Here is a 17712-nt window from a genome sequence, read left to right as displayed (position 1 = left end):
CTACAATTCCTCCTTACATTTTTTTACAATCAGTTTTACACCTTGAACTGCTTCAATTTCTACTACTGATTTCTCCGGAATTGTCTCCTCATCGGATTCCGTCCTTGCCATCCACTCGATATCGTTGATCCGGACCTGCCCCATCTGAGACAGATTGTCAATCTTCTGGATGACAACAGCCCTTTTTCCGATCAGACTATTCACATTTGTTCTGGTAACTCCCCGTTTCATATACCTGACAGCAAGCGGCCTAGTAAAAATCAATAGTATCAGTGATACAATCAGAAACAATATCCACTGTACTATGATGTCTGCACCTGCCGCTGAAGCAATCGCCGCAAGCAATGCTCCACCTGCAAACCAGACCGTCACAAGACCTACCGTCACTGCCTCTATGATCAGAAAAATTGCCAGAATCACAAGCCACAGTAAAGGATCCATCATATCCTCCTTCCGGCTATAAAAGCAATACAGCCTCTACATTTAATTTCTACGCTGCCTTGAAGCTTCATACATCAGGATTCCGGCAGCCATTGCTGCATTGAGAGATTCCACCTGCCCGCACATTGGGATCCGGATCAGACAGTCTGCTGCCTCTGCTGCCTGTTCGGTAAGACCCTTACCTTCATTTCCGATAAGAAATGCAGTTCCACCTCTATAGTCTTCCCTGTCGTAAGAATTTTTCCCCTGTAAATGTGCGGCAAAAAACCGGATTCCCCTGTCCTGAAGCTGCTGCTTTAATGATACCACATCTTCCACATATAAAAAAGGAATTCTGTACACAGAACCCATAGTTGCACGGATCACCTTAGGATTCGTGATATCCACACAGGTCTTTGTAAGAAAAACACCGCTGACTCCTGCACCTTCACCGGTTCTTATGATCGTTCCGGCATTGCCGGGATCCTGAAGATCCTCCAGAACCATGATCAGCGGATTTTTTTCTTTGAGAAGATCCTCCATCTGATAAGACGGCTGTCTGAGAACTGTAAGAATTCCCTGCGGAGTCTGTGTATCACACATCTGTCTGAAAACACTGTTCTCTACCGCTTCCCACGAAAATCTATGGACTTTCTGCATGACTTCTTCATCTTCAAGCATAGACTCTGCCACATAAATCCTGTCGATCAGATTCTCCGGGGCTTCCAGAAACATCTTTCTGCCTTCCGCCACAAAAAGTTTCTGTTCCCTCCTGGCCTTCGCCTTCTGATTTAATTTTATGATGTTTTTAACCTGTGTATTCTGTGCACTGGTAATCATAAGCTCTCCTTTAATCTGAAACGGAGACCGCCTGACGGTGGCCTCCGCTTAAAAATACGCATTTATTATTTATTGTAATTGTGAGAAAGAGAATTACATACCTCCCACATATATGGAGATACGTCTTTCTGCATAGCCAGAGCTTCATTGATATCGAAGTCCATGAACTCACCATGACGATATCCTACAACTCGACAGGATTTTCCTTCTTTCAGAAGATCTACTGCAAGAGCTCCCATCATGGACGCATATACACGGTCTTTACATGTCGGATTACCGCCACGCTGCATGTGACCAAGAATTGTTGCACGAGTCTCGATACCTGTAGCAGCCTCGATACGTCTTGCCATTGCCTCAGAATGTCCAATACCCTCTGCATTAACAATGATATGATGTTTCTTTCCTGCTTTACGGCTTGCAATAATATTGTTGATCAGCTTCTGCTCATCATAGTCATATTTCTCAGGAATCAGAACATCCTCTGCACCGTTTGCAATACCACACCACATAGCAAGATATCCTGCGTTACGTCCCATAACCTCAATAATACTGCATCTCTCATGAGAGGTAGAAGTATCACGAACCTTGTCAATTGCTTCCATAGCTGTATTTACTGCTGTATCAAATCCAATTGTATACTCTGTGCAGGCAATATCCAGGTCGATAGTACCAGGAACACCAATTGTATTAATACCAAGATTAGCCAGTTTCTGCGCACCTGCAAAAGAACCGTCTCCACCGATTACTACCAGTCCGTCGATTCCATGTTTTCTGCAGATTTCAGCACCTCTCTCCTGACCTTCCACTGTACGGAACTCAGCACATCTTGCTGTGTAAAGAATTGTACCGCCTCGTTCGATCGTATCAGATACGTCTCTGGCAGTCATATCAACAATTTCTTCGTTCAGAAGACCATTGTATCCCTTATAAATACCTTTGACATTAAGTCCACTGCTGAGACCTCTTCTTACAACTGCACGAATCGCAGCGTTCATTCCCGGAGCATCACCTCCGCTTGTGAGCACACCGATGGTTTTTATCTGTTTCTCTGCCATGATTCTTTCCTCCATCTCCAGATTTCCATATAATAGGAAATCTTAGTTATCTGTTCTACACATATTCGTTGTATAGTGTAAAGCATTTTTAGAAGTTTTTCAATACTCTTTCCACAAGTTTAACGTTGGATTCCCCATATTTTTTCTTTAGTTCATCCAGCGATTCTTCATTGATTTGCATACGGAATCCTGCCGGAAGCCGCTTCATTGCTTTGACATCTTTGAGATATATGACAACTGCCGAAGTTCCTGGCACATCCTTAAGAAAACTCTGAAGTTCCGCTTCTGCCGCACTGTACTCTGCTTTATCCCTGAACTGTATCCATACCTCTTTCGGGATATCCTCAAAAGAGTGAACTTTCTCGAGGATCATCTTACTCGGCCGGTCGTCTTCTGCATTGACACGTCCCTGAATAAATACTCTGGCATCATCCGTGATCAGGGTCTGCCATTTCTCGTAATCACGCGGAAAAACAACCACTTCTACCGTTCCCACAAGATCTTCCACTGTCAGAAATGCCATAACTTTATTATTTCTCGTATATTTGATGGTTCTCTCCGTGATCATTCCACCTATGATGACTTTCTGACCATCATATACCTTCGGGCGTCCACTTTCTTCATCCGGCTGAAAATCTGTTGTTTTTGCAGAGATCATCTTATCCATAATACTGCGGTAGCCTTCCAGAGGATGTCCACTCAGATAGATTCCAAGAACTTCTTTTTCAAAAGCCAGAAGCATTTCTTTATCATATTCGCCGACATTCGGCATACGAATCTCAAATTCCTTTTTGTCCTCTTCACTGACCAGATCAAAAAGACTCATCTGTCCTGCAAAAGAATTCTTCTTTTCCTGTGCGATACTGTCCACGATCTGTCCGTAAACGTTCATCTTCTGACGGCGGTTCCCTTCCAGACAATCAAGTGCACCGGCCTTGATAAAGTTCTCGATCGCACGCTTATTTACCGTTCCTGTAAGCCTCTCAATAAAATCCTTCAGCGAACGATAAGTTCCATTTTTCTCTCTCTCTTCAACCAGTGCATTGATAACCGGCCGTCCCACACTCTTGATCGCAGAAAGTCCATAACGGATCGCACCATGGTCGACAGAAAATCCATAAATCCCACAGTTTACATCCGGCGGCAAAATACTGATTCCCATCTGACGGCAGACCTGAATATACTCAGCCACCTTGTTCGGCATTTCTATAACAGAGGTCATAAGTGCTGCCATAAATTCCACCGGATAATAATATTTCAGAAATGCAGTCTGATAAGAAACCACCGCATATGCTGCTGCATGTGATTTATTAAACGCATACTTTGCAAAATCGGTCATATCATCATAGATTTTATTTGCAGTCTGCTCATCAATTCCGTTGGCAATGCAGCCCGGTACTCCCTCCTGCTCATTTCCATAAACAAAATTCTGACGCTCTTTTTCCATCACGGAAGCTTTTTTCTTGGACATTGCACGACGAACCAGGTCGCTTCGTCCCAGAGTATAACCTGCAAGGCTTCGGACAATCTGCATAACCTGCTCCTGATATACAATACAACCATACGTCGGTTTCAGGATCGGCTCCAGCTGCGGACAGTCATACTGGATCGTATCCGGATGGTTCTTACCACGGATATACTGCGGGATAAAATCCATCGGTCCCGGACGATACAGAGAAATTCCCGCAATAACGTCCTCAAGGCTCTGTGGCTTCAGTTCTTTCATGAAGTTCTTCATACCGGCACTTTCCAGCTGGAACACACCATCCGAACGACCGGTTCCCAGTGAATCAAGAACCTTTTTGTCGTTATAATCAATCTTCTGCATATCCAGGTGCACGCCTGTATCCTGCTCTATCAGATGTACCGCATTCTGAATGACTGTCAGTGTACGAAGTCCCAGAAAGTCCATCTTGAGAAGTCCCAGTTCTTCCAGAGTTGTCATTGTAAACTGCGTAACAATAGAACCATCCTGTGCCCTTGAAAGCGGTACATATTCAGAAACATCCTTCTGACTGATCACAACACCGGCAGCATGCATGGAAGTATGCCGGGGCAGTCCCTCCAGTCTTCTGGCTGTATCGATCAGATCATGGATTTCCGGCTGCTCTTCATAGCTTTTCTTTAATTCCGGATTCATCTTGAGAGCTTTATCGATCGTGATATTCAACTCCTGTGGAATCATCTTGGCGATCGTATCTACCTGTGCATAAGGAAGATCCATCACCCGCCCCACATCACGGATAACACCACGAGCTGCCAGCGTACCAAAAGTAACAATCTGAACCACACAGTCATCACCGTATTTCCGTCTGACATAATCAATAACTTCCTGTCTTCTTTCAAAACAGAAATCCACATCAATATCAGGCATGGAAACTCGTTCCGGATTCAGGAAACGTTCAAACAGAAGATCATACCGAATAGGATCCAGCTGTGTAATTCCAAGCGTGTAGGCAACCAGGCTTCCCGCTGCGGATCCACGTCCCGGACCTACCATAATATCATGATCCCGTGCATACCGGATAAAATCCCATACAATCAGAAAGTAGTCCACATATCCCATATTTTTGATCGTGGAAAGCTCATAATTCAGACGTTCTTTCAATTCTTCTGTAACCGGCTGATAACGTTCTTCTAACCCTTTAAAACACAGCTCATTCAGATATTCCCAGGAGGTGTATCCCTGCGGAACATCAAATTTAGGCAGTTTTGTGACACCAAATTCAATCTCTACATGACATCGCTGAGCAATCTTATGTGTATTCTCCAGTGCCTCTGTCGCATAAGGAAAAAGCCGCTCCATCTCTTCCGGAGATTTTACATAATACTGACCTCCGTCGTAACGCATTCTGTTTTCATCAGACAGTTTCTTTCCCGTCTGAAGACACAGCAATACATCATGCGGCTGTGCATCCTCTGCCAGCGTATAATGGACATCATTTGTTGCGACCAGCTCAATGCCTGTCTCACGATGCATTTTGAGAAGCTGCTGGTTCACATTCTGCTGCTCCGGTATCCCATGATCCTGCAGTTCCAGGAAAAAGTTTCCCTTTCCAAAAATATCCTGATATCGCAGTGCGGCAGCTTTTGCATCCTCATACATTCCCCTGGTGAGATAACGTGCCACTTCGCCTGCAAGGCATGCACTTAATGCGATCAGACCTTCATGGTATTTCTCAAGAAGCTGCAGATCCACTCGCGGCTTATAATAGAAGCCTTCCACAAAACTCTTCGAAACAATCTTCATCAGATTCGCATAACCTTGATTATTTTCTGCAAGAAGAACCAGATGATAATAACGGTCATCCCCGCTTCCTATCTCACGGTCAAAGCGAGACCCCGGTGCCACATAGACTTCACATCCAAGAACAGGATTGATTCCGGCTGCTCTTGCTGCACGATAAAAATCGATCACTCCATACATTACTCCATGATCCGTGATCGCGGCACTGTCCATGCCCAGTTCTTTCACTCTGTTCACATATTCCTGGATCTTATTTGATCCATCCAGAAGACTGTATTCCGTATGAACATGAAGATGTGTAAAATTCATACCCTTTATCCTTTACTATATCATTTTACAATGTAGATACGACGGTCTTTGATTTCAATCTTGCCTTCCTTAAGAAGATGGCCCACTGCACGTTTAAATGCATTTTTACTCAGTCCAAACTCTCTTTTGATAACTTCCGGTGAAGCTTTATCATCAAACGGCAGCACTCCGGCAAACTCTTCAATGATGCTGAATACACTTTCTGCATCTTCATTGATCTGAATATAAGCTTCCTCTCTGTCACTGACATCCATTTTGCCATCTTCTTTGACCTTGGTCACACGAAGATCCAGAACTGTTCCAGGACGATATTTTCCCTTTGCCTCTCTCGCCGGGATCAGCGCAGAATATTTATTATCTACTGCAACAAAAACACCGAAATTATCGCTGAGCTGATAAACTCTGCCCTTCACACGATCACCTTCTTTATAAGGTGTCTCCTTTGAAAGGTACGGATACACCTTCATTGTTGCGCAGAGTCTGCTGCTCTTATCTACATAAACAGCAACCAGACATTCCTGTCCTTCAAAAATTCTTGTTGTCTGCTCATGATATGGCAGAAGCAGATCTTTTTCCAGGCCCCAGTCAAGAAATGCACCGATTTTCGTTACCTGTTTTACTCTGAGAAGCCCCGTTTCGCCAACTGTAAGACGTGGCTCATTTGTTGTAGCGATCATTCGATCCTGTGAATCCTTATAAATAAAAACCTCCAGTTTATCACCAACTTTGGTCCCCGCCGGAACCTGCTTTGCCGGAAGCAGTACCTGATGCTTTGTATCCGCGTTCATATCCTCTGCCAGATACACACCAAAATCTACTGTTTTCACTACCTGAAGTGTCTGTTTTTTTCCTAATTCAATCATAAAATCCTCCGATATTTTTTACTTTTCAAATTCGACAACTGCATATGGCTCACCCTTCTGATCATTCAGAAGAATGGTTGTTCTTATATCCTCTTCGGCTTTTGCCGGACAGATCACATCATAAAGTCTCGCCTGCTGTTTATATTCTGCACGCATTTGATGGATTTTAAAATCCGCCGGCAGATAATCCATTGCCATCTGAATATACTGACAATTATTTACATGATGGTTGGTATCCAGATGATGTTTCTGTACTGCAAAAGCTTCCTGCTGCTCATATTCGCCCGGAAGAATAATCTTACGGGGTGCATAATCCATATCCAGTTTTTCTTCCATTTCATAGCCTGCTGTATCGCGCTCTGTCAGTTTAACCGGAAGTCCATTTTCCGCATTGATATAAGTCCAGTAGGTATTCGCATAGGCAATACGTTCTCCATCCTCTGTTTCCATACAGAAATTACGCATTCCAAGAAAACTCCTGAAAGCATATGCCCATGTAGAAGTTCTTATATTCTCTCCAAGACATGGGTATCTCTCTACGATCACCTGCCATGCTGATAATACCCAGAACCTTTTCCATTCCTTAAGAACTTCTATTCCCAGACCTGACTCTTCTGACTGAAAAGTACTGCAGTCCTGAAAATAATTCAGGATTCCAGGCAAAGTCAGTAAGCCATTTTCTCCAATTTCACTATAGCGGACTCTTCCGCTGAAACTATATGCCATATATACCCCGCTTTCACTTCTTCTGCTGTTTTGGACAGCTTATCCGATTTTCTGTCATCATCTATTTCTCAGTAAACTTTACCATTTCCCGATTTCATTTGCAACTGTCAGAACAACACATTTTTTTCTGTTATTTTCTTCCTGAAGTGCTATAATCATGATAAAAATTTTATCATGGAGGTATCTTTTATGTCAGCTCATACTGAAATCACGATCCGTACAGCCAGAGAATCGGACGCTCCTGCACTTCTTAATATCTATGCTCCCTACATAGTCAATACCGCCATCACCTTCGAATATACCGTCCCGTCAACAGAAGAGTTTGCCGGAAGGATTCGACGCACTCTCCAAAAATATCCTTACCTTGTCGCTGAACAGCAGAATAAAATTCTCGGTTATGCCTATGCCGGTCCATTCCATGAACGTGCTGCTTACGACTGGGCTGTTGAGACGTCCATCTATGTAGACCAGACTCAGAGACATACGGGGATCGGCCGCCTTCTGCATGACGCTCTGGAGCACACTCTGCAGGCTCAGGGAATTCTCAACATGAATGCCTGCATCGCCTGTACTTCAAAAGAAGATCCACATCTGGACAACAACAGTATTGAATTTCATACACATATGGGATATCGTCTGGTCGGAGAATTTTACCAGTGCGGATATAAATTTCATACCTGGTATAATATGGTCTGGATGGAAAAACAGATAGGTGAACATCGAAAGGATCAGCCCGCACCTCTCACCTTCAAAGAACTTCTTGAATCTTGCCGTCAACAAAACAAAAAAAAGCACCTCATCTGAGGTGCTTAAGAAGCAGGGCTACAAGGATTCGAACCTTGAAATGACGGAGTCAGAGTCCGTTGCCTTACCGTTTGGCGATAGCCCTTCATTCATTCGCTTGCGTTTTTTATTTCTTATCGCTCGCGACGAATGTTATTATATTACAGTGTTCCAAAAAAATCAACCCCTTTTTTTAATTTTTTTTATTTTTTTTTTGACATTACTGTTTATGTAAAATCTTAGTGCTGATCGTGTAAAATAATGCTATAATAGGAATACCTTTTGATACAGGATGCCTTTGCATTCGGCATCTGTGATTTATTTGTCTAAATAAGAGGAGAAACTTTATGAGAGCAACCAATCTGACCCTGCTTACTGATCTGTATGAGTTAACAATGATGCAGGGTTATTTCAAGAACCCAACCAACCAGACCGTTATCTTTGATATGTTTTATCGTGTCAACCCGTGCGGAGGCAGTTTCGCAATTACTGCAGGTCTGGAACAGATGATCGAGTATATCGAAAATCTTCATTTCAGCCCGGAAGACATCGATTACCTCAGAAGTCTTCATATTTTTGAAGAAGATTTTCTGGAATATCTGAGCGGCTTTCATTTTACCGGTGATATTTATGCAATCCCTGAGGGAACTGTCGTATTTCCAAGAGAACCGCTTGTTAAGGTCATTGCACCTATCATGGAAGCACAGCTTGTTGAGACTGCGATCCTGAACATCATCAATCATCAGAGTCTTATTGCTACCAAGGCAGCCCGTGTCTGCTACGCAGCGCGAGGAGATGGAATCATGGAATTTGGTCTTCGCCGTGCACAGGGACCTGATGCCGGTATTTATGGTGCACGCGCCGCTGTGATCGGCGGATGTGCCGGCACCTCCAATGTACTTACAGGCCAGATGTTCAACGTTCCCGTACTTGGCACACACGCACACAGCTGGATCATGAGTTTCCCGGATGAATACACTGCATTTAAGACCTATGCCAGAATGTATCCAAATTCCTGTACGCTTCTGGTCGACACCTATGATGTCCTCAAATCCGGTGTCCCAAATGCAATCCGCGTCTTTGAAGAGATGCGAGAGGAAGGTGTGAAACTTACCCACTACGGAATCCGTATTGACAGTGGTGACCTTGCGTATCTTTCCAAGGAAGCCTACAAAATGCTTGCTGCTGCCGGATTTGACGATGCAACGATCTCTGCTTCCAGTGATCTGGATGAGTACCTGATCGACAGCCTTAAGACCCAGGATGCCAAAATCAATTCCTGGGGTGTCGGAACCAACCTGATCACCAGCAAGGATAACCCTGCTTTCGGCGGTGTATACAAGCTTGCTGCAGTAAAAGATTCCGGAAGCTCTACTTTTACACCAAAGATCAAGCTTTCCGAAAATACAGAAAAAGTCACCAATCCTGGAAATAAAACTGTTTATCGAATCTACAGTAAATCCACAGGCAAGATCAAAGCAGATCTTATCTGTATGGCAGATGAAGTTTTTGATCCAGAAGAAACTATGATCATCTTCGATCCTATTGATACCTGGAAAAAGACCAAGGTCCTCGGTGGTACCTATGAACTCCGCGAACTTCTGATCCCGGTCATCCGCGAGGGCAAACGTGTTTATACTTCTCCTGAGGTTATGGAACTCCGCGAATACTGCCAGAAAGAACAGAATACTCTCTGGGATGAGTCTCGCCGACTGGTAAATCCTCAGAAGGTATATGTGGATCTTTCCCAGAAATTATACGATATCAAGAAAAATCTTCTTGAAGAAATGAGCGAAAAGTCTCTTGACTGATACCTTATATCCAACATCACCCATGCAGTTTTTCATTTTTTAAATCTGCATGGGATTTTTGCAGTTTAACGCATTAATTTGCTAGATTTTCTTTTCATAACGTGTTATACTGTGCTAGATTAAAAGACACTTGCTCTTTGAGTGTCATATACATACTGGAGGAACTACATAATGTCAATGAAAATCAATCATGAACTTCCTCTTCCTGAAGTTCTTAAAAACGAATATCCGCTCAGCCCTGAATTAAAGGCCGTAAAACAGCGTCGCGATGAGGAGATCCGTCGCATCTTTACCGGTGAATCTGATAAGTTTGTTGTTCTTGTAGGCCCTTGTTCCGCAGACAATGAAGATACTGTCTGTGAATATGTTCGTCGTCTCAAGAAGGTTTCTGACAAGGTTTCCGATAAGTTAATGATTATTCCTCGTGTTTATACCAATAAACCACGTACTACAGGAGACGGCTACAAGGGAATGCTTCATCAGCCGGATCCGGACAAGGCACCGGATCTTCTTGCCGGAATCATCGCAATTCGCAAGATGCATATGCGCGTAATGCAGGAAACAGGACTTTCCTCTGCTGATGAAATGCTTTACCCGGAAAACAGAAGTTACCTCGATGATATCCTCTCCTATGAAGCAGTCGGTGCACGTTCTGTCGAAAACCAGCAACATCGTCTTACCGCCAGCGGAATGGATATACCGGTTGGTATGAAGAATCCGACCAGCGGTGATCTCTCTGTTATGCTGAATTCCGTTACTGCTGCCCAGCATCCGCATCATTTCATCTATCGCGGTTGTGATGTTGAGACATCCGGAAACGATCTGGCACATACCATCCTCCGCGGAGGTGTCAATCAGTATGGACAGGCCATCCCGAATTACCATTATGAGGATCTGATTCGTCTCTATAATCTGTACAGCCAGAAAGAGCTCAAGAATCCGGCTGTTGTTATAGATGCAAATCATTCTAATTCCAACAAAAAATATAAGGAACAGATTCGTATTGTAAACGAAGTTCTTCACAGCCGTAACTGCTGTCCGGAACTTCATAAGCTTGTTAAGGGCGTTATGATAGAGAGTTATCTTCTTGAAGGCCGCCAGGAAATCAGTGACCATATGACTCCTGGATGCTCCATCACTGACCCATGCCTTGGCTGGGAGGATACCGAACGTCTTCTGTACGAAATCGCTGAAAAATGCTAAAAAACACCGGAGATTCTTTTTCGACTCGAAGAATCTCCGGTATTTTTATTGTTCCATCTGCCGTCCCAGAAATCCTGCTGCTGTCTGTACAAGCATTCTCTCCGGATTTCCAAGCTTTTCTCCATTACTCTTTCCAACTAATGCAACCGATCCAATGGCATCCCCTGCACAGATGATTGGTTGAACGATCAATCCTGCTTTATTTTCTTTTTGATTCTGGATCAGTGAAATCTTTCCTTTTTCTTCTCCATAATAGCACTTCGCTTCTCGATCCGCGATGACTCTGTCCAGTTCACTGCTGATCGTTTTTCCTTCATATTCCCGGCTTCCATGCCCCGAGGCAGCCACCACCTGATCATGATCTGTAATACACGCTACCATCCCGGTAGTCTGTGCCAGAGCTTCCACGTATTCCTTTGCAAAAATACTCAGTTCACCGATTGGAGAATATTTCTTCAGAATGATCTCACCTTCCCTGTCGGTAAAAATCTCCATGGGTGTTCCCTCTTTAATCCTCAATGTCCGTCGTATTTCTTTTGGGATCACTACTCTTCCAAGATCATCTATGCGGCGAACGATTCCTGTAGCTTTCATATACGTCATGTTCCTCCTGCTGTTTTTTATTTACCTTATTTCACTGTATGGTTATTATATGGAAAAACAGGAGAATTATGTACTTTAAGTCGAATTCACCTGAGACTTCATATGGGATTCTGGCAGAAACATGGCAAAACACCTCGCGGAATATTACCTTCTGAATAATTGCAAATTTTTATAATTTACTCTTCACATTTATGATTTTTTGTGCTATAGTTTCAATATACTTGATATGTAGTTTTGATTACTACGTTATTGGTTTTTGATTATTTACACGGAGGTGTTTATTATGAAGCTTAAATTAAAAGATCCCTGGAGTGCGATCACTCATGGCGTTGCGGGATTACTTGCAATTGCCGGAGCTGCGCCACTTCTTCTCAAGGCCGCTTCTGGCGAAAGCACAGAGGCACCTTTACACATTGCTGCTCTGGCAGTTTTTATTCTTACAATGATTCTTCTTTATACAGCCAGCACCATTTATCACTCTGTAGATTCCAGTGAGAAAGTTAACCGCAGGCTCCGCAAGATGGATCACATGATGATCTTTGTCATGATTGCAGGAAGTTACACGCCGATCTGCCTCATTGCCCTTCATAACCGCCTTGGATATATCCTCTGTGGTCTTGTATGGAGCATTGCTATCCTTGGAATTCTGTTCAAGGGATTCTGGATCACCTGTCCGAAGTGGCTCTCTTCAGTCCTTTATATTGGAATGGGATGGCTTTGTGTACTGGCATTTGTCCCGATCTTCCATTCACTTCCAAAAGCAGGATTTCGATGGCTTCTCGCCGGAGGCATCATTTATACAATAGGCGGTATCATCTATAGTTTAAAACTTCCGCTTTTTAATTCCAGACATAAGAATTTTGGCTCTCATGAAGTTTTCCATGTTTTTATTATGCTTGGAAGTGCCTGCCATTTTATTCTCATGTATTGTTTCGTCTCTACCCTGCCATTTTAACGGCAGGGTAGTTTTTGTTGCTGTGAACAGTTAATGGTTTTTATCTCTATCAGAACTCTATAAGCTGCAGCTTTTCTTTCCTTGTCAGCTGCTTGATCGCATATTCTCTTCCCATTGCCTCTTCTTTTGTCTCATATCCTTCATAATAAACCAGTTTTACCGGTCTTTTTGTTCTGGTATATTTTGCTCCTGACTTACTCTCATTATGAGCTTTCAGACGCTTGGACAGACAGTTTGTCCACCCTGTATACAAGCTCCCATCCGCACACTGAACCATATATGTATAATTCATAATCTTCTCCTCTTCCGTAATTCATGAATAGAACTCATCTTAATATTTATGTAAGGATAACTGTCCTTCAGACCCAACCAGCCATCCTGATTGTTTTAGTGCTGTCAGACAGTTACTATGAATCTATATAAAAAGCAGCCGATTCAAATCTGTACTTCATCCGTTTGTCTCCTGACAATCCTTCCGGAACACCAAAACCCTGAAGATATTTTCACAGACATTTAAAAAGCAGGTAGGAGAATATCGACTGCAAACTTTCATTCCCACCTGCTTTATTATACGCTGCATTTTATTTCTTGTGAACAGATCAGGGAAGATAAGCGATCGGATCGATCGGTTTACCATCTTTCTTCATTGCAAAATAAAGATTACTTCCCTCTTTACTGTAATATTTTGTTGTTTCATTGATATATCCCAGCACGCTTCCCTCTTCTATCGTGTCGCCTTCTTCCACACAAAGGTCTTTCAGCTGTCCGTAAACTGCCTGATATCCGCCTCCAAGCTCCATTGTCAGAGTAGTTCCTGTCTGTGGATTTTCTTCAATGGAATACACGGTTCCCCGCGCTGCCGCTGTGACTGGTGCTCCTTCTGCAGCCTGAACTGCAATTGCAGGACTTAATTTGTATTGATCCAGCGTCGGAAAATATACCGTCTGATCCATATTATAATCCAGAAGAATATTTCCATGTACCGGCCATTCCATCAAGGTATCCTCTGAGAAATTAAGTTTTGCTGTGTTTACTGCCCCAGCCGAGACATCTTTGACCTCTTCCTGCACCGGCAGAGAAGTATCGGTATTCTTTTCTGTACCCGAAGCCTTTGTTTCCATATTTGTCTGCATACTGTCCATTTGAGTGTCCAGACTTTCTTCTTTCTCCGATGTACCCAGTTCCTCTTCCGTATTCTTATTTTGCATTGTGTCAGAAATTTCTGAGTCCACCAGACTGGCATCCACATCTACCATCGATATCTCTTCGGAATCTTTCTCCGCATCCGATGGAATCTCTTCCTGAAGTTTCTTTTCCGGCGTATAAGTACCAATCTGATACGCACCGATACCAGCCGCTGCAAGAACAGCCAAAAGAGCAGTATTTGCAACATACTTTACGATTCTGTTTTTTGTCATATTCCATTCACCTCTGCTAATAATCATTTCTGTAATTATAGCATTCCCGAAATATGATATATTATTCAGATCTGATACTATTTTTCTCCGACAGTCAGATTACAGGTACTTATATCCATCTCCGGAAAATATTCCTCCAGAATTTCTTTCCATGAACTTCCATTTTTTGCAAGTTCATTTCCGCCATACTGAGAAAATCCCAGCCCATGTCCTTTTCCTCTGCACAGAAATCGGACTTTTTTACCTGTTTTCTGAATAGAAAAATCTGAGGACGCAAGTCCCATTCCCAATGCAAACGCTTCTCCCTCAAGAATTTTGTCGTCTGCCTCAAGGCTCAAAACATAACCTGCTGAATCTCTTTCTTTTATTTTCAGTTCATCCGGAAGCTGACTCTTTGAAATATATGTACTGCTGAAATAGTCCGGCGAATTTTTATCCGCACTGCTGTCCACGGATTTCAGATATTTATACTCTGAATTTCCAAAAACATCCTGCCCATCCCTGGTTACACCTGCACTGATCTCATGATACGGAACCAATTTTAAATCTCCATCAACCAGAATAATTTTCCCCTTTGTGTTTTCCACAGCCTTCTCATAAATTTCATTCTCTATCCACCATTTCCACTGACTCTTAATCCCCATTCCCGTTTCCCTCAAAAATTCTGTTATATTTTCTTTCTCCTCAAGTTTTCTTGTAAGATTACTTCTTGCTATAACAGCCTGTGCTTCGATTGTCTGTAGCTCATATCCTGATGAAATCTGACAGGAAAGGATTGCTGCCAGGTACATTTCCATATCCGGTCTGTAGTTCATCAGGATTCTTTCACTACCATTCACCATACCCACCAAAACATATGGAAGCAGCAAAATCAGACCTATACTTGACAGATTAAATACTCTTTTTCTTTTCATGATATTCATCCAACAAGGTTTTATCCTAATATATGTTTTCTTTAATATTTTATGTTTTATCCATTTTGACATGAAATTCCATTCATACTATAATGTATAAATCAATTCAAGTCGAACGGAGGGATCTTATGCTTGCAATTTTTCTTGCACCGATTTATATTCTGCTCAATATCTATGTACTCCGATGGGGCTATCTGTGGATTGGAAACTGCCATCATCTGTTTCAATCCAGAATTTTTCGAATTATACTGACAGTGATTTATACTTTGATTGCATTGACGCCTCTCACAGGATTTCTTATCCGGAAACCTGCTTTTCTGCACAGAATCCTCAAAATTACCAGTAACTATTTTCTTGGAATTTTTATGTATATACTCATGGTGCTTTTTTCCATCGATGTCGTAAGATTAATTCTGAAGTATGCCGTACATGCCTCCTGGATCCAGTCCAGGATCGTATTTGCTGCAGTTGGCGCGTGTTGTATCTGTATCGTTATTATAATCAGTTTTTCAGGAATTTATCATGCCAAACATATCAAAGTAACGCCGTACAAAATTACAGTCGATAAATCGGCACCTGACATGGATTCCCTCAAAATAGTCCTGTTAGCTGATACACATTTTGGCTATAACTCCGGTGCCGTACATGCTCAGGAGATCGTTGATAAGATCAATGAACAACAGCCGGATCTTGTATGTATCGCAGGTGATATTTTTGATAATGAATATGACGCTGTCCGCGAACCTGAAAAAATATCAGAAATCCTGCGTACCATAAGATCAAAATATGGTGTTTACGCATGTTGGGGAAATCATGATCTGAATGAGCCTATCCTTGCAGGTTTCACCTTCAAACATAAAAAAGAAGATTCCAAACAGTTGAAGGATCCTCGCATGAAACTTTTTCTCCAAAACAGCAATATTCAACTTCTGGAAGATGAAGCTGTCCTTATCGACAACAGCTTTTATGTAGTCGGACGAAAAGATGCCTCTCTGATCGAAAAAATAGAAGAAAAAAGAAAAACCCCTGCCCAGCTTACTCAAAAGCTGGACAAGGATAAGACAATTATAGTTATTGATCATCAGCCAAAAGAACTTCAGGATATTGCTGATGCAGGTGTTGACCTTGATCTCTGCGGACATACTCATGATGGGCAGACATTTCCAGGAAACTTTACGGTTAAATTTCTCTGGGAAAATCCCTGTGGATATCTCCAAAAAGGATATATGCATAACATTGTAACTTCCGGATCCGGTGTCTGGGGACCAGCCATGAGAGTTGGCACCGACAGTGAAATCTGTACAATCAATCTGACCTTTTCAAATTCCTGACATCAGCCTTCATACCGCTTTGCTGTTATTTAACAGAGAAGCGGTATTTTTAATAATGCCCCACTTCTGTCACCCGGCCCTTTAAGCCAGAAAAAGACTTTCTTTATAACGTAATTTCCCCTGAATAATATTCTATACATAAAAGAAGCAGTTATATTTCCCGCCGCATAATAAGGCATTCCCGACACATACTTTTTATTTTCTGTGCCTGCCATCACAGCCTGTCCCACACCTGGAAATAATCCTGCCTTCATGCTCATAATAAGGCAAAACACAGCAGCAGCAATCCTATGAAAACTTTCTCTTATTTTCTTCATAAGGCCCTCCTTTTCTTCCATGCAGAGGAATTGGGACTGCGCACTTCCCACTACTACGCATGTACTATAATATATGCGCAGTCAAACTTAAAAAGAACAAAAAAAAGGATACTGTTTAAGACAGTATCCTTAATCATGAGACATCGGGGATTCGAACCCCGGACAACTTGATTAAAAGTCAAGTGCTCTACCAACTGAGCTAATATCCCATATGCAGTTTTTGTTGCCTTGCAACTATCTTGCAAAGCAAATGCCCAGAGCCGGAATCGAACCAGCGACACGAGGATTTTCAGTCCTCTGCTCTACCAACTGAGCTATCTGGGCAAAATAGCGGGAACAGGATTTGAACCTGTGACCTTCGGGTTATGAGCCCGACGAGCTTCCAGACTGCTCCACCCCGCGATAATTATGAAATTAAAAGCCGATGATCGGACTCGAACCGATAACCTGCTGATTACAAATCAGCTGCTCTGCCAATTGAGCCACATCGGCTTAGCCAATGATAAGGCTTAGTGGGTGGAGAAGGATTCGAACCTTCGAAGGCGGTGCCAACAGATTTACAGTCTGCCCCCTTTGGCCACTCGGGAATCCACCCTTAATGTATATGGGACCTATAGGGCTCGAACCTATGACCCTCTGCTTGTAAGGCAGATGCTCTCCCAGCTGAGCTAAGATCCCACATATTCAATTATCGTACATACCTTTCGGTATGCAACGACCCAGATGAGACTCGAACTCACGACCTCCGCCGTGACAGGGCGGCGCTCTAACCAACTGAGCCACTGGGCCTTGCAAATTTCTTTGCTATAGAAGATTATCACATCTTCAAAACTACATACATGTTGACTAAGCAATTATATCATAACCAAGCTTGTTGGTCAAGCCCTCACCCTATTAGTAGCAGTCAGCTCCATACG

At 42.8% G+C, this 17712-nt stretch carries 16 protein-coding genes and 8 tRNA genes; 5 read left to right on the top strand and 19 right to left on the bottom strand.

The window, feature by feature from the left end; genetic code table 11:
- From LIR34_RS15770 to LIR34_RS15745, 6 genes are all read right to left on the bottom strand, one after another.
- A complete protein-coding gene (locus LIR34_RS15770) occupies positions 1-444 on the bottom strand; it encodes an NfeD family protein (RefSeq protein ID WP_330585478.1) in 444 nt (147 codons plus the stop codon).
- Between the two features lie 39 nt (positions 445-483).
- Positions 484-1260, bottom strand: a complete 777-nt coding sequence (locus LIR34_RS15765; protein WP_173903198.1) for a TrmH family RNA methyltransferase — start codon at positions 1258-1260, stop codon at positions 484-486.
- Between the two features lie 65 nt (positions 1261-1325).
- On the bottom strand, positions 1326-2315 hold the full coding sequence (pfkA, locus tag LIR34_RS15760) for a 6-phosphofructokinase (protein WP_161284825.1): 990 nt from the start codon (positions 2313-2315) through the stop codon (positions 1326-1328).
- An 88-nt stretch (positions 2316-2403) separates the two neighbouring features.
- The gene (locus LIR34_RS15755; RefSeq protein WP_173903199.1) at positions 2404-5871 is read right to left on the bottom strand and encodes a DNA polymerase III subunit alpha; all 3468 of its coding nucleotides are present in this window, start codon (positions 5869-5871) and stop codon (positions 2404-2406) included.
- A gap of 20 nt (positions 5872-5891) precedes the next feature.
- Complete coding sequence (locus LIR34_RS15750) at positions 5892-6734, bottom strand: CvfB family protein (protein ID WP_173903200.1); 843 nt, start codon at positions 6732-6734, stop codon at positions 5892-5894.
- A gap of 18 nt (positions 6735-6752) precedes the next feature.
- Positions 6753-7460 (bottom strand): acyl-[acyl-carrier-protein] thioesterase, encoded by a 708-nt coding sequence (locus LIR34_RS15745; protein ID WP_173903201.1) that lies wholly within the window; start codon positions 7458-7460, stop codon positions 6753-6755.
- Positions 7461-7649: 189 nt separating this feature from the next.
- On the opposite strand from LIR34_RS15745, the gene LIR34_RS15740 reads away from it, so the two are divergent.
- Positions 7650-8264 (top strand): GNAT family N-acetyltransferase, encoded by a 615-nt coding sequence (locus LIR34_RS15740; RefSeq protein ID WP_173903202.1) that lies wholly within the window; start codon positions 7650-7652, stop codon positions 8262-8264.
- A gap of 13 nt (positions 8265-8277) precedes the next feature.
- Here LIR34_RS15740 and LIR34_RS15735 read toward each other — a convergent pair.
- Positions 8278-8349 (bottom strand) — tRNA-Gln (locus LIR34_RS15735).
- Between the two features lie 241 nt (positions 8350-8590).
- Between LIR34_RS15735 and LIR34_RS15730 the strand changes: the two genes are divergently transcribed.
- Both LIR34_RS15730 and LIR34_RS15725 read left to right on the top strand, forming a co-directional pair.
- Entirely contained in the window at positions 8591-10054 is a 1464-nt protein-coding gene (locus LIR34_RS15730; RefSeq protein WP_173903203.1) for a nicotinate phosphoribosyltransferase, read from the top strand.
- A 171-nt stretch (positions 10055-10225) separates the two neighbouring features.
- A complete protein-coding gene (locus LIR34_RS15725; protein WP_173903204.1) occupies positions 10226-11257 on the top strand; it encodes a 3-deoxy-7-phosphoheptulonate synthase in 1032 nt (343 codons plus the stop codon).
- A 45-nt stretch (positions 11258-11302) separates the two neighbouring features.
- Here the strand turns inward: LIR34_RS15725 and LIR34_RS15720 are convergent, their stop codons facing one another.
- Positions 11303-11851 carry a stage V sporulation T C-terminal domain-containing protein gene (locus LIR34_RS15720; protein ID WP_173903205.1) on the bottom strand — a complete coding sequence of 183 codons (549 nt, stop codon included), beginning with the start codon at positions 11849-11851 and terminating at the stop codon, positions 11303-11305.
- Positions 11852-12143: 292 nt separating this feature from the next.
- On the opposite strand from LIR34_RS15720, the gene trhA reads away from it, so the two are divergent.
- Entirely contained in the window at positions 12144-12815 is a 672-nt protein-coding gene (gene trhA, locus LIR34_RS15715; protein ID WP_161284832.1) for a PAQR family membrane homeostasis protein TrhA, read from the top strand.
- A 49-nt stretch (positions 12816-12864) separates the two neighbouring features.
- Here trhA and LIR34_RS15710 read toward each other — a convergent pair whose 3' ends face one another.
- The 3 genes from LIR34_RS15710 to LIR34_RS15700 form a co-directional block, all read right to left on the bottom strand.
- Positions 12865-13107 carry a GIY-YIG nuclease family protein gene (locus LIR34_RS15710; RefSeq protein ID WP_161284833.1) on the bottom strand — a complete coding sequence of 81 codons (243 nt, stop codon included), beginning with the start codon at positions 13105-13107 and terminating at the stop codon, positions 12865-12867.
- Positions 13108-13414: 307 nt separating this feature from the next.
- Positions 13415-14233, bottom strand: coding sequence for a M23 family metallopeptidase (locus LIR34_RS15705; RefSeq protein WP_173903206.1), 819 nt, complete (start codon positions 14231-14233; stop codon positions 13415-13417).
- A 77-nt stretch (positions 14234-14310) separates the two neighbouring features.
- Positions 14311-15147: a SpoIID/LytB domain-containing protein gene (locus LIR34_RS15700; RefSeq protein ID WP_173903207.1), complete on the bottom strand. Its 837-nt coding sequence runs from the start codon at positions 15145-15147 to the stop codon at positions 14311-14313.
- 128 nt (positions 15148-15275) lie between these two features.
- Here LIR34_RS15700 and LIR34_RS15695 point away from each other — a divergent pair, with 128 nt between their 5' ends.
- Positions 15276-16478, top strand: a complete 1203-nt coding sequence (locus LIR34_RS15695) for a metallophosphoesterase (RefSeq protein ID WP_173903208.1) — start codon at positions 15276-15278, stop codon at positions 16476-16478.
- A gap of 29 nt (positions 16479-16507) precedes the next feature.
- Here the strand turns inward: LIR34_RS15695 and LIR34_RS15690 are convergent, their stop codons facing one another.
- From LIR34_RS15690 to LIR34_RS15655, 8 genes are all read right to left on the bottom strand, one after another.
- Positions 16508-16795, bottom strand: coding sequence for a hypothetical protein (locus tag LIR34_RS15690; RefSeq protein ID WP_173903209.1), 288 nt, complete (start codon positions 16793-16795; stop codon positions 16508-16510).
- Positions 16796-16931: 136 nt separating this feature from the next.
- Positions 16932-17004, bottom strand: a tRNA-Lys gene (locus tag LIR34_RS15685).
- A gap of 42 nt (positions 17005-17046) precedes the next feature.
- Positions 17047-17119: transfer RNA gene (locus LIR34_RS15680), tRNA-Phe, on the bottom strand.
- Between the two features lie 4 nt (positions 17120-17123).
- Positions 17124-17197, bottom strand: a tRNA-Met gene (locus LIR34_RS15675).
- Between the two features lie 17 nt (positions 17198-17214).
- Positions 17215-17287: transfer RNA gene (locus LIR34_RS15670), tRNA-Thr, on the bottom strand.
- A gap of 21 nt (positions 17288-17308) precedes the next feature.
- Positions 17309-17390: transfer RNA gene (locus tag LIR34_RS15665), tRNA-Tyr, on the bottom strand.
- 10 nt (positions 17391-17400) lie between these two features.
- Positions 17401-17473, bottom strand: a tRNA-Val gene (locus tag LIR34_RS15660).
- 37 nt (positions 17474-17510) lie between these two features.
- A tRNA-Asp gene (locus tag LIR34_RS15655) sits at positions 17511-17584 on the bottom strand.
- Between the last annotated feature and the right edge of the window lie 128 nt (positions 17585-17712).

The sequence above is a fragment of the Blautia sp. MSK17_66 genome (assembly GCF_020538025.1).
Taxonomy (GTDB): domain Bacteria; phylum Bacillota; class Clostridia; order Lachnospirales; family Lachnospiraceae; genus Blautia_A.
This window is presented reverse-complemented; position numbering and strand designations above follow the sequence as displayed.

Bases quoted from the DNA above. Each gene is read 5' to 3' on its own strand.
- LIR34_RS15765 (WP_173903198.1), bottom strand. From the start codon at position 1,260: ATGATTACCAGTGCACAGAATACACAGGTTAAAAACATCATAAAATTA.
- LIR34_RS15755 (WP_173903199.1), bottom strand. From the start codon at position 5,871: ATGAATTTTACACATCTTCATGTTCATACGGAATACAGTCTTCTGGAT.
- LIR34_RS15700 (WP_173903207.1), bottom strand. From the start codon at position 15,147: ATGAAAAGAAAAAGAGTATTTAATCTGTCAAGTATAGGTCTGATTTTG.
- LIR34_RS15740 (WP_173903202.1), top strand. From the start codon at position 7,650: ATGTCAGCTCATACTGAAATCACGATCCGTACAGCCAGAGAATCGGAC.
- LIR34_RS15710 (WP_161284833.1), bottom strand. From the start codon at position 13,107: ATGAATTATACATATATGGTTCAGTGTGCGGATGGGAGCTTGTATACA.
- LIR34_RS15750 (WP_173903200.1), bottom strand. From the start codon at position 6,734: ATGATTGAATTAGGAAAAAAACAGACACTTCAGGTAGTGAAAACAGTA.
- trhA (WP_161284832.1), top strand. From the start codon at position 12,144: ATGAAGCTTAAATTAAAAGATCCCTGGAGTGCGATCACTCATGGCGTT.
- LIR34_RS15770 (WP_330585478.1), bottom strand. From the start codon at position 444: ATGATGGATCCTTTACTGTGGCTTGTGATTCTGGCAATTTTTCTGATC.
- LIR34_RS15690 (WP_173903209.1), bottom strand. From the start codon at position 16,795: ATGAAGAAAATAAGAGAAAGTTTTCATAGGATTGCTGCTGCTGTGTTT.
- LIR34_RS15730 (WP_173903203.1), top strand. From the start codon at position 8,591: ATGAGAGCAACCAATCTGACCCTGCTTACTGATCTGTATGAGTTAACA.
- LIR34_RS15695 (WP_173903208.1), top strand. From the start codon at position 15,276: ATGCTTGCAATTTTTCTTGCACCGATTTATATTCTGCTCAATATCTAT.
- LIR34_RS15705 (WP_173903206.1), bottom strand. From the start codon at position 14,233: ATGACAAAAAACAGAATCGTAAAGTATGTTGCAAATACTGCTCTTTTG.
- LIR34_RS15720 (WP_173903205.1), bottom strand. From the start codon at position 11,851: ATGAAAGCTACAGGAATCGTTCGCCGCATAGATGATCTTGGAAGAGTA.
- pfkA (WP_161284825.1), bottom strand. From the start codon at position 2,315: ATGGCAGAGAAACAGATAAAAACCATCGGTGTGCTCACAAGCGGAGGT.
- LIR34_RS15745 (WP_173903201.1), bottom strand. From the start codon at position 7,460: ATGGCATATAGTTTCAGCGGAAGAGTCCGCTATAGTGAAATTGGAGAA.
- LIR34_RS15725 (WP_173903204.1), top strand. From the start codon at position 10,226: ATGTCAATGAAAATCAATCATGAACTTCCTCTTCCTGAAGTTCTTAAA.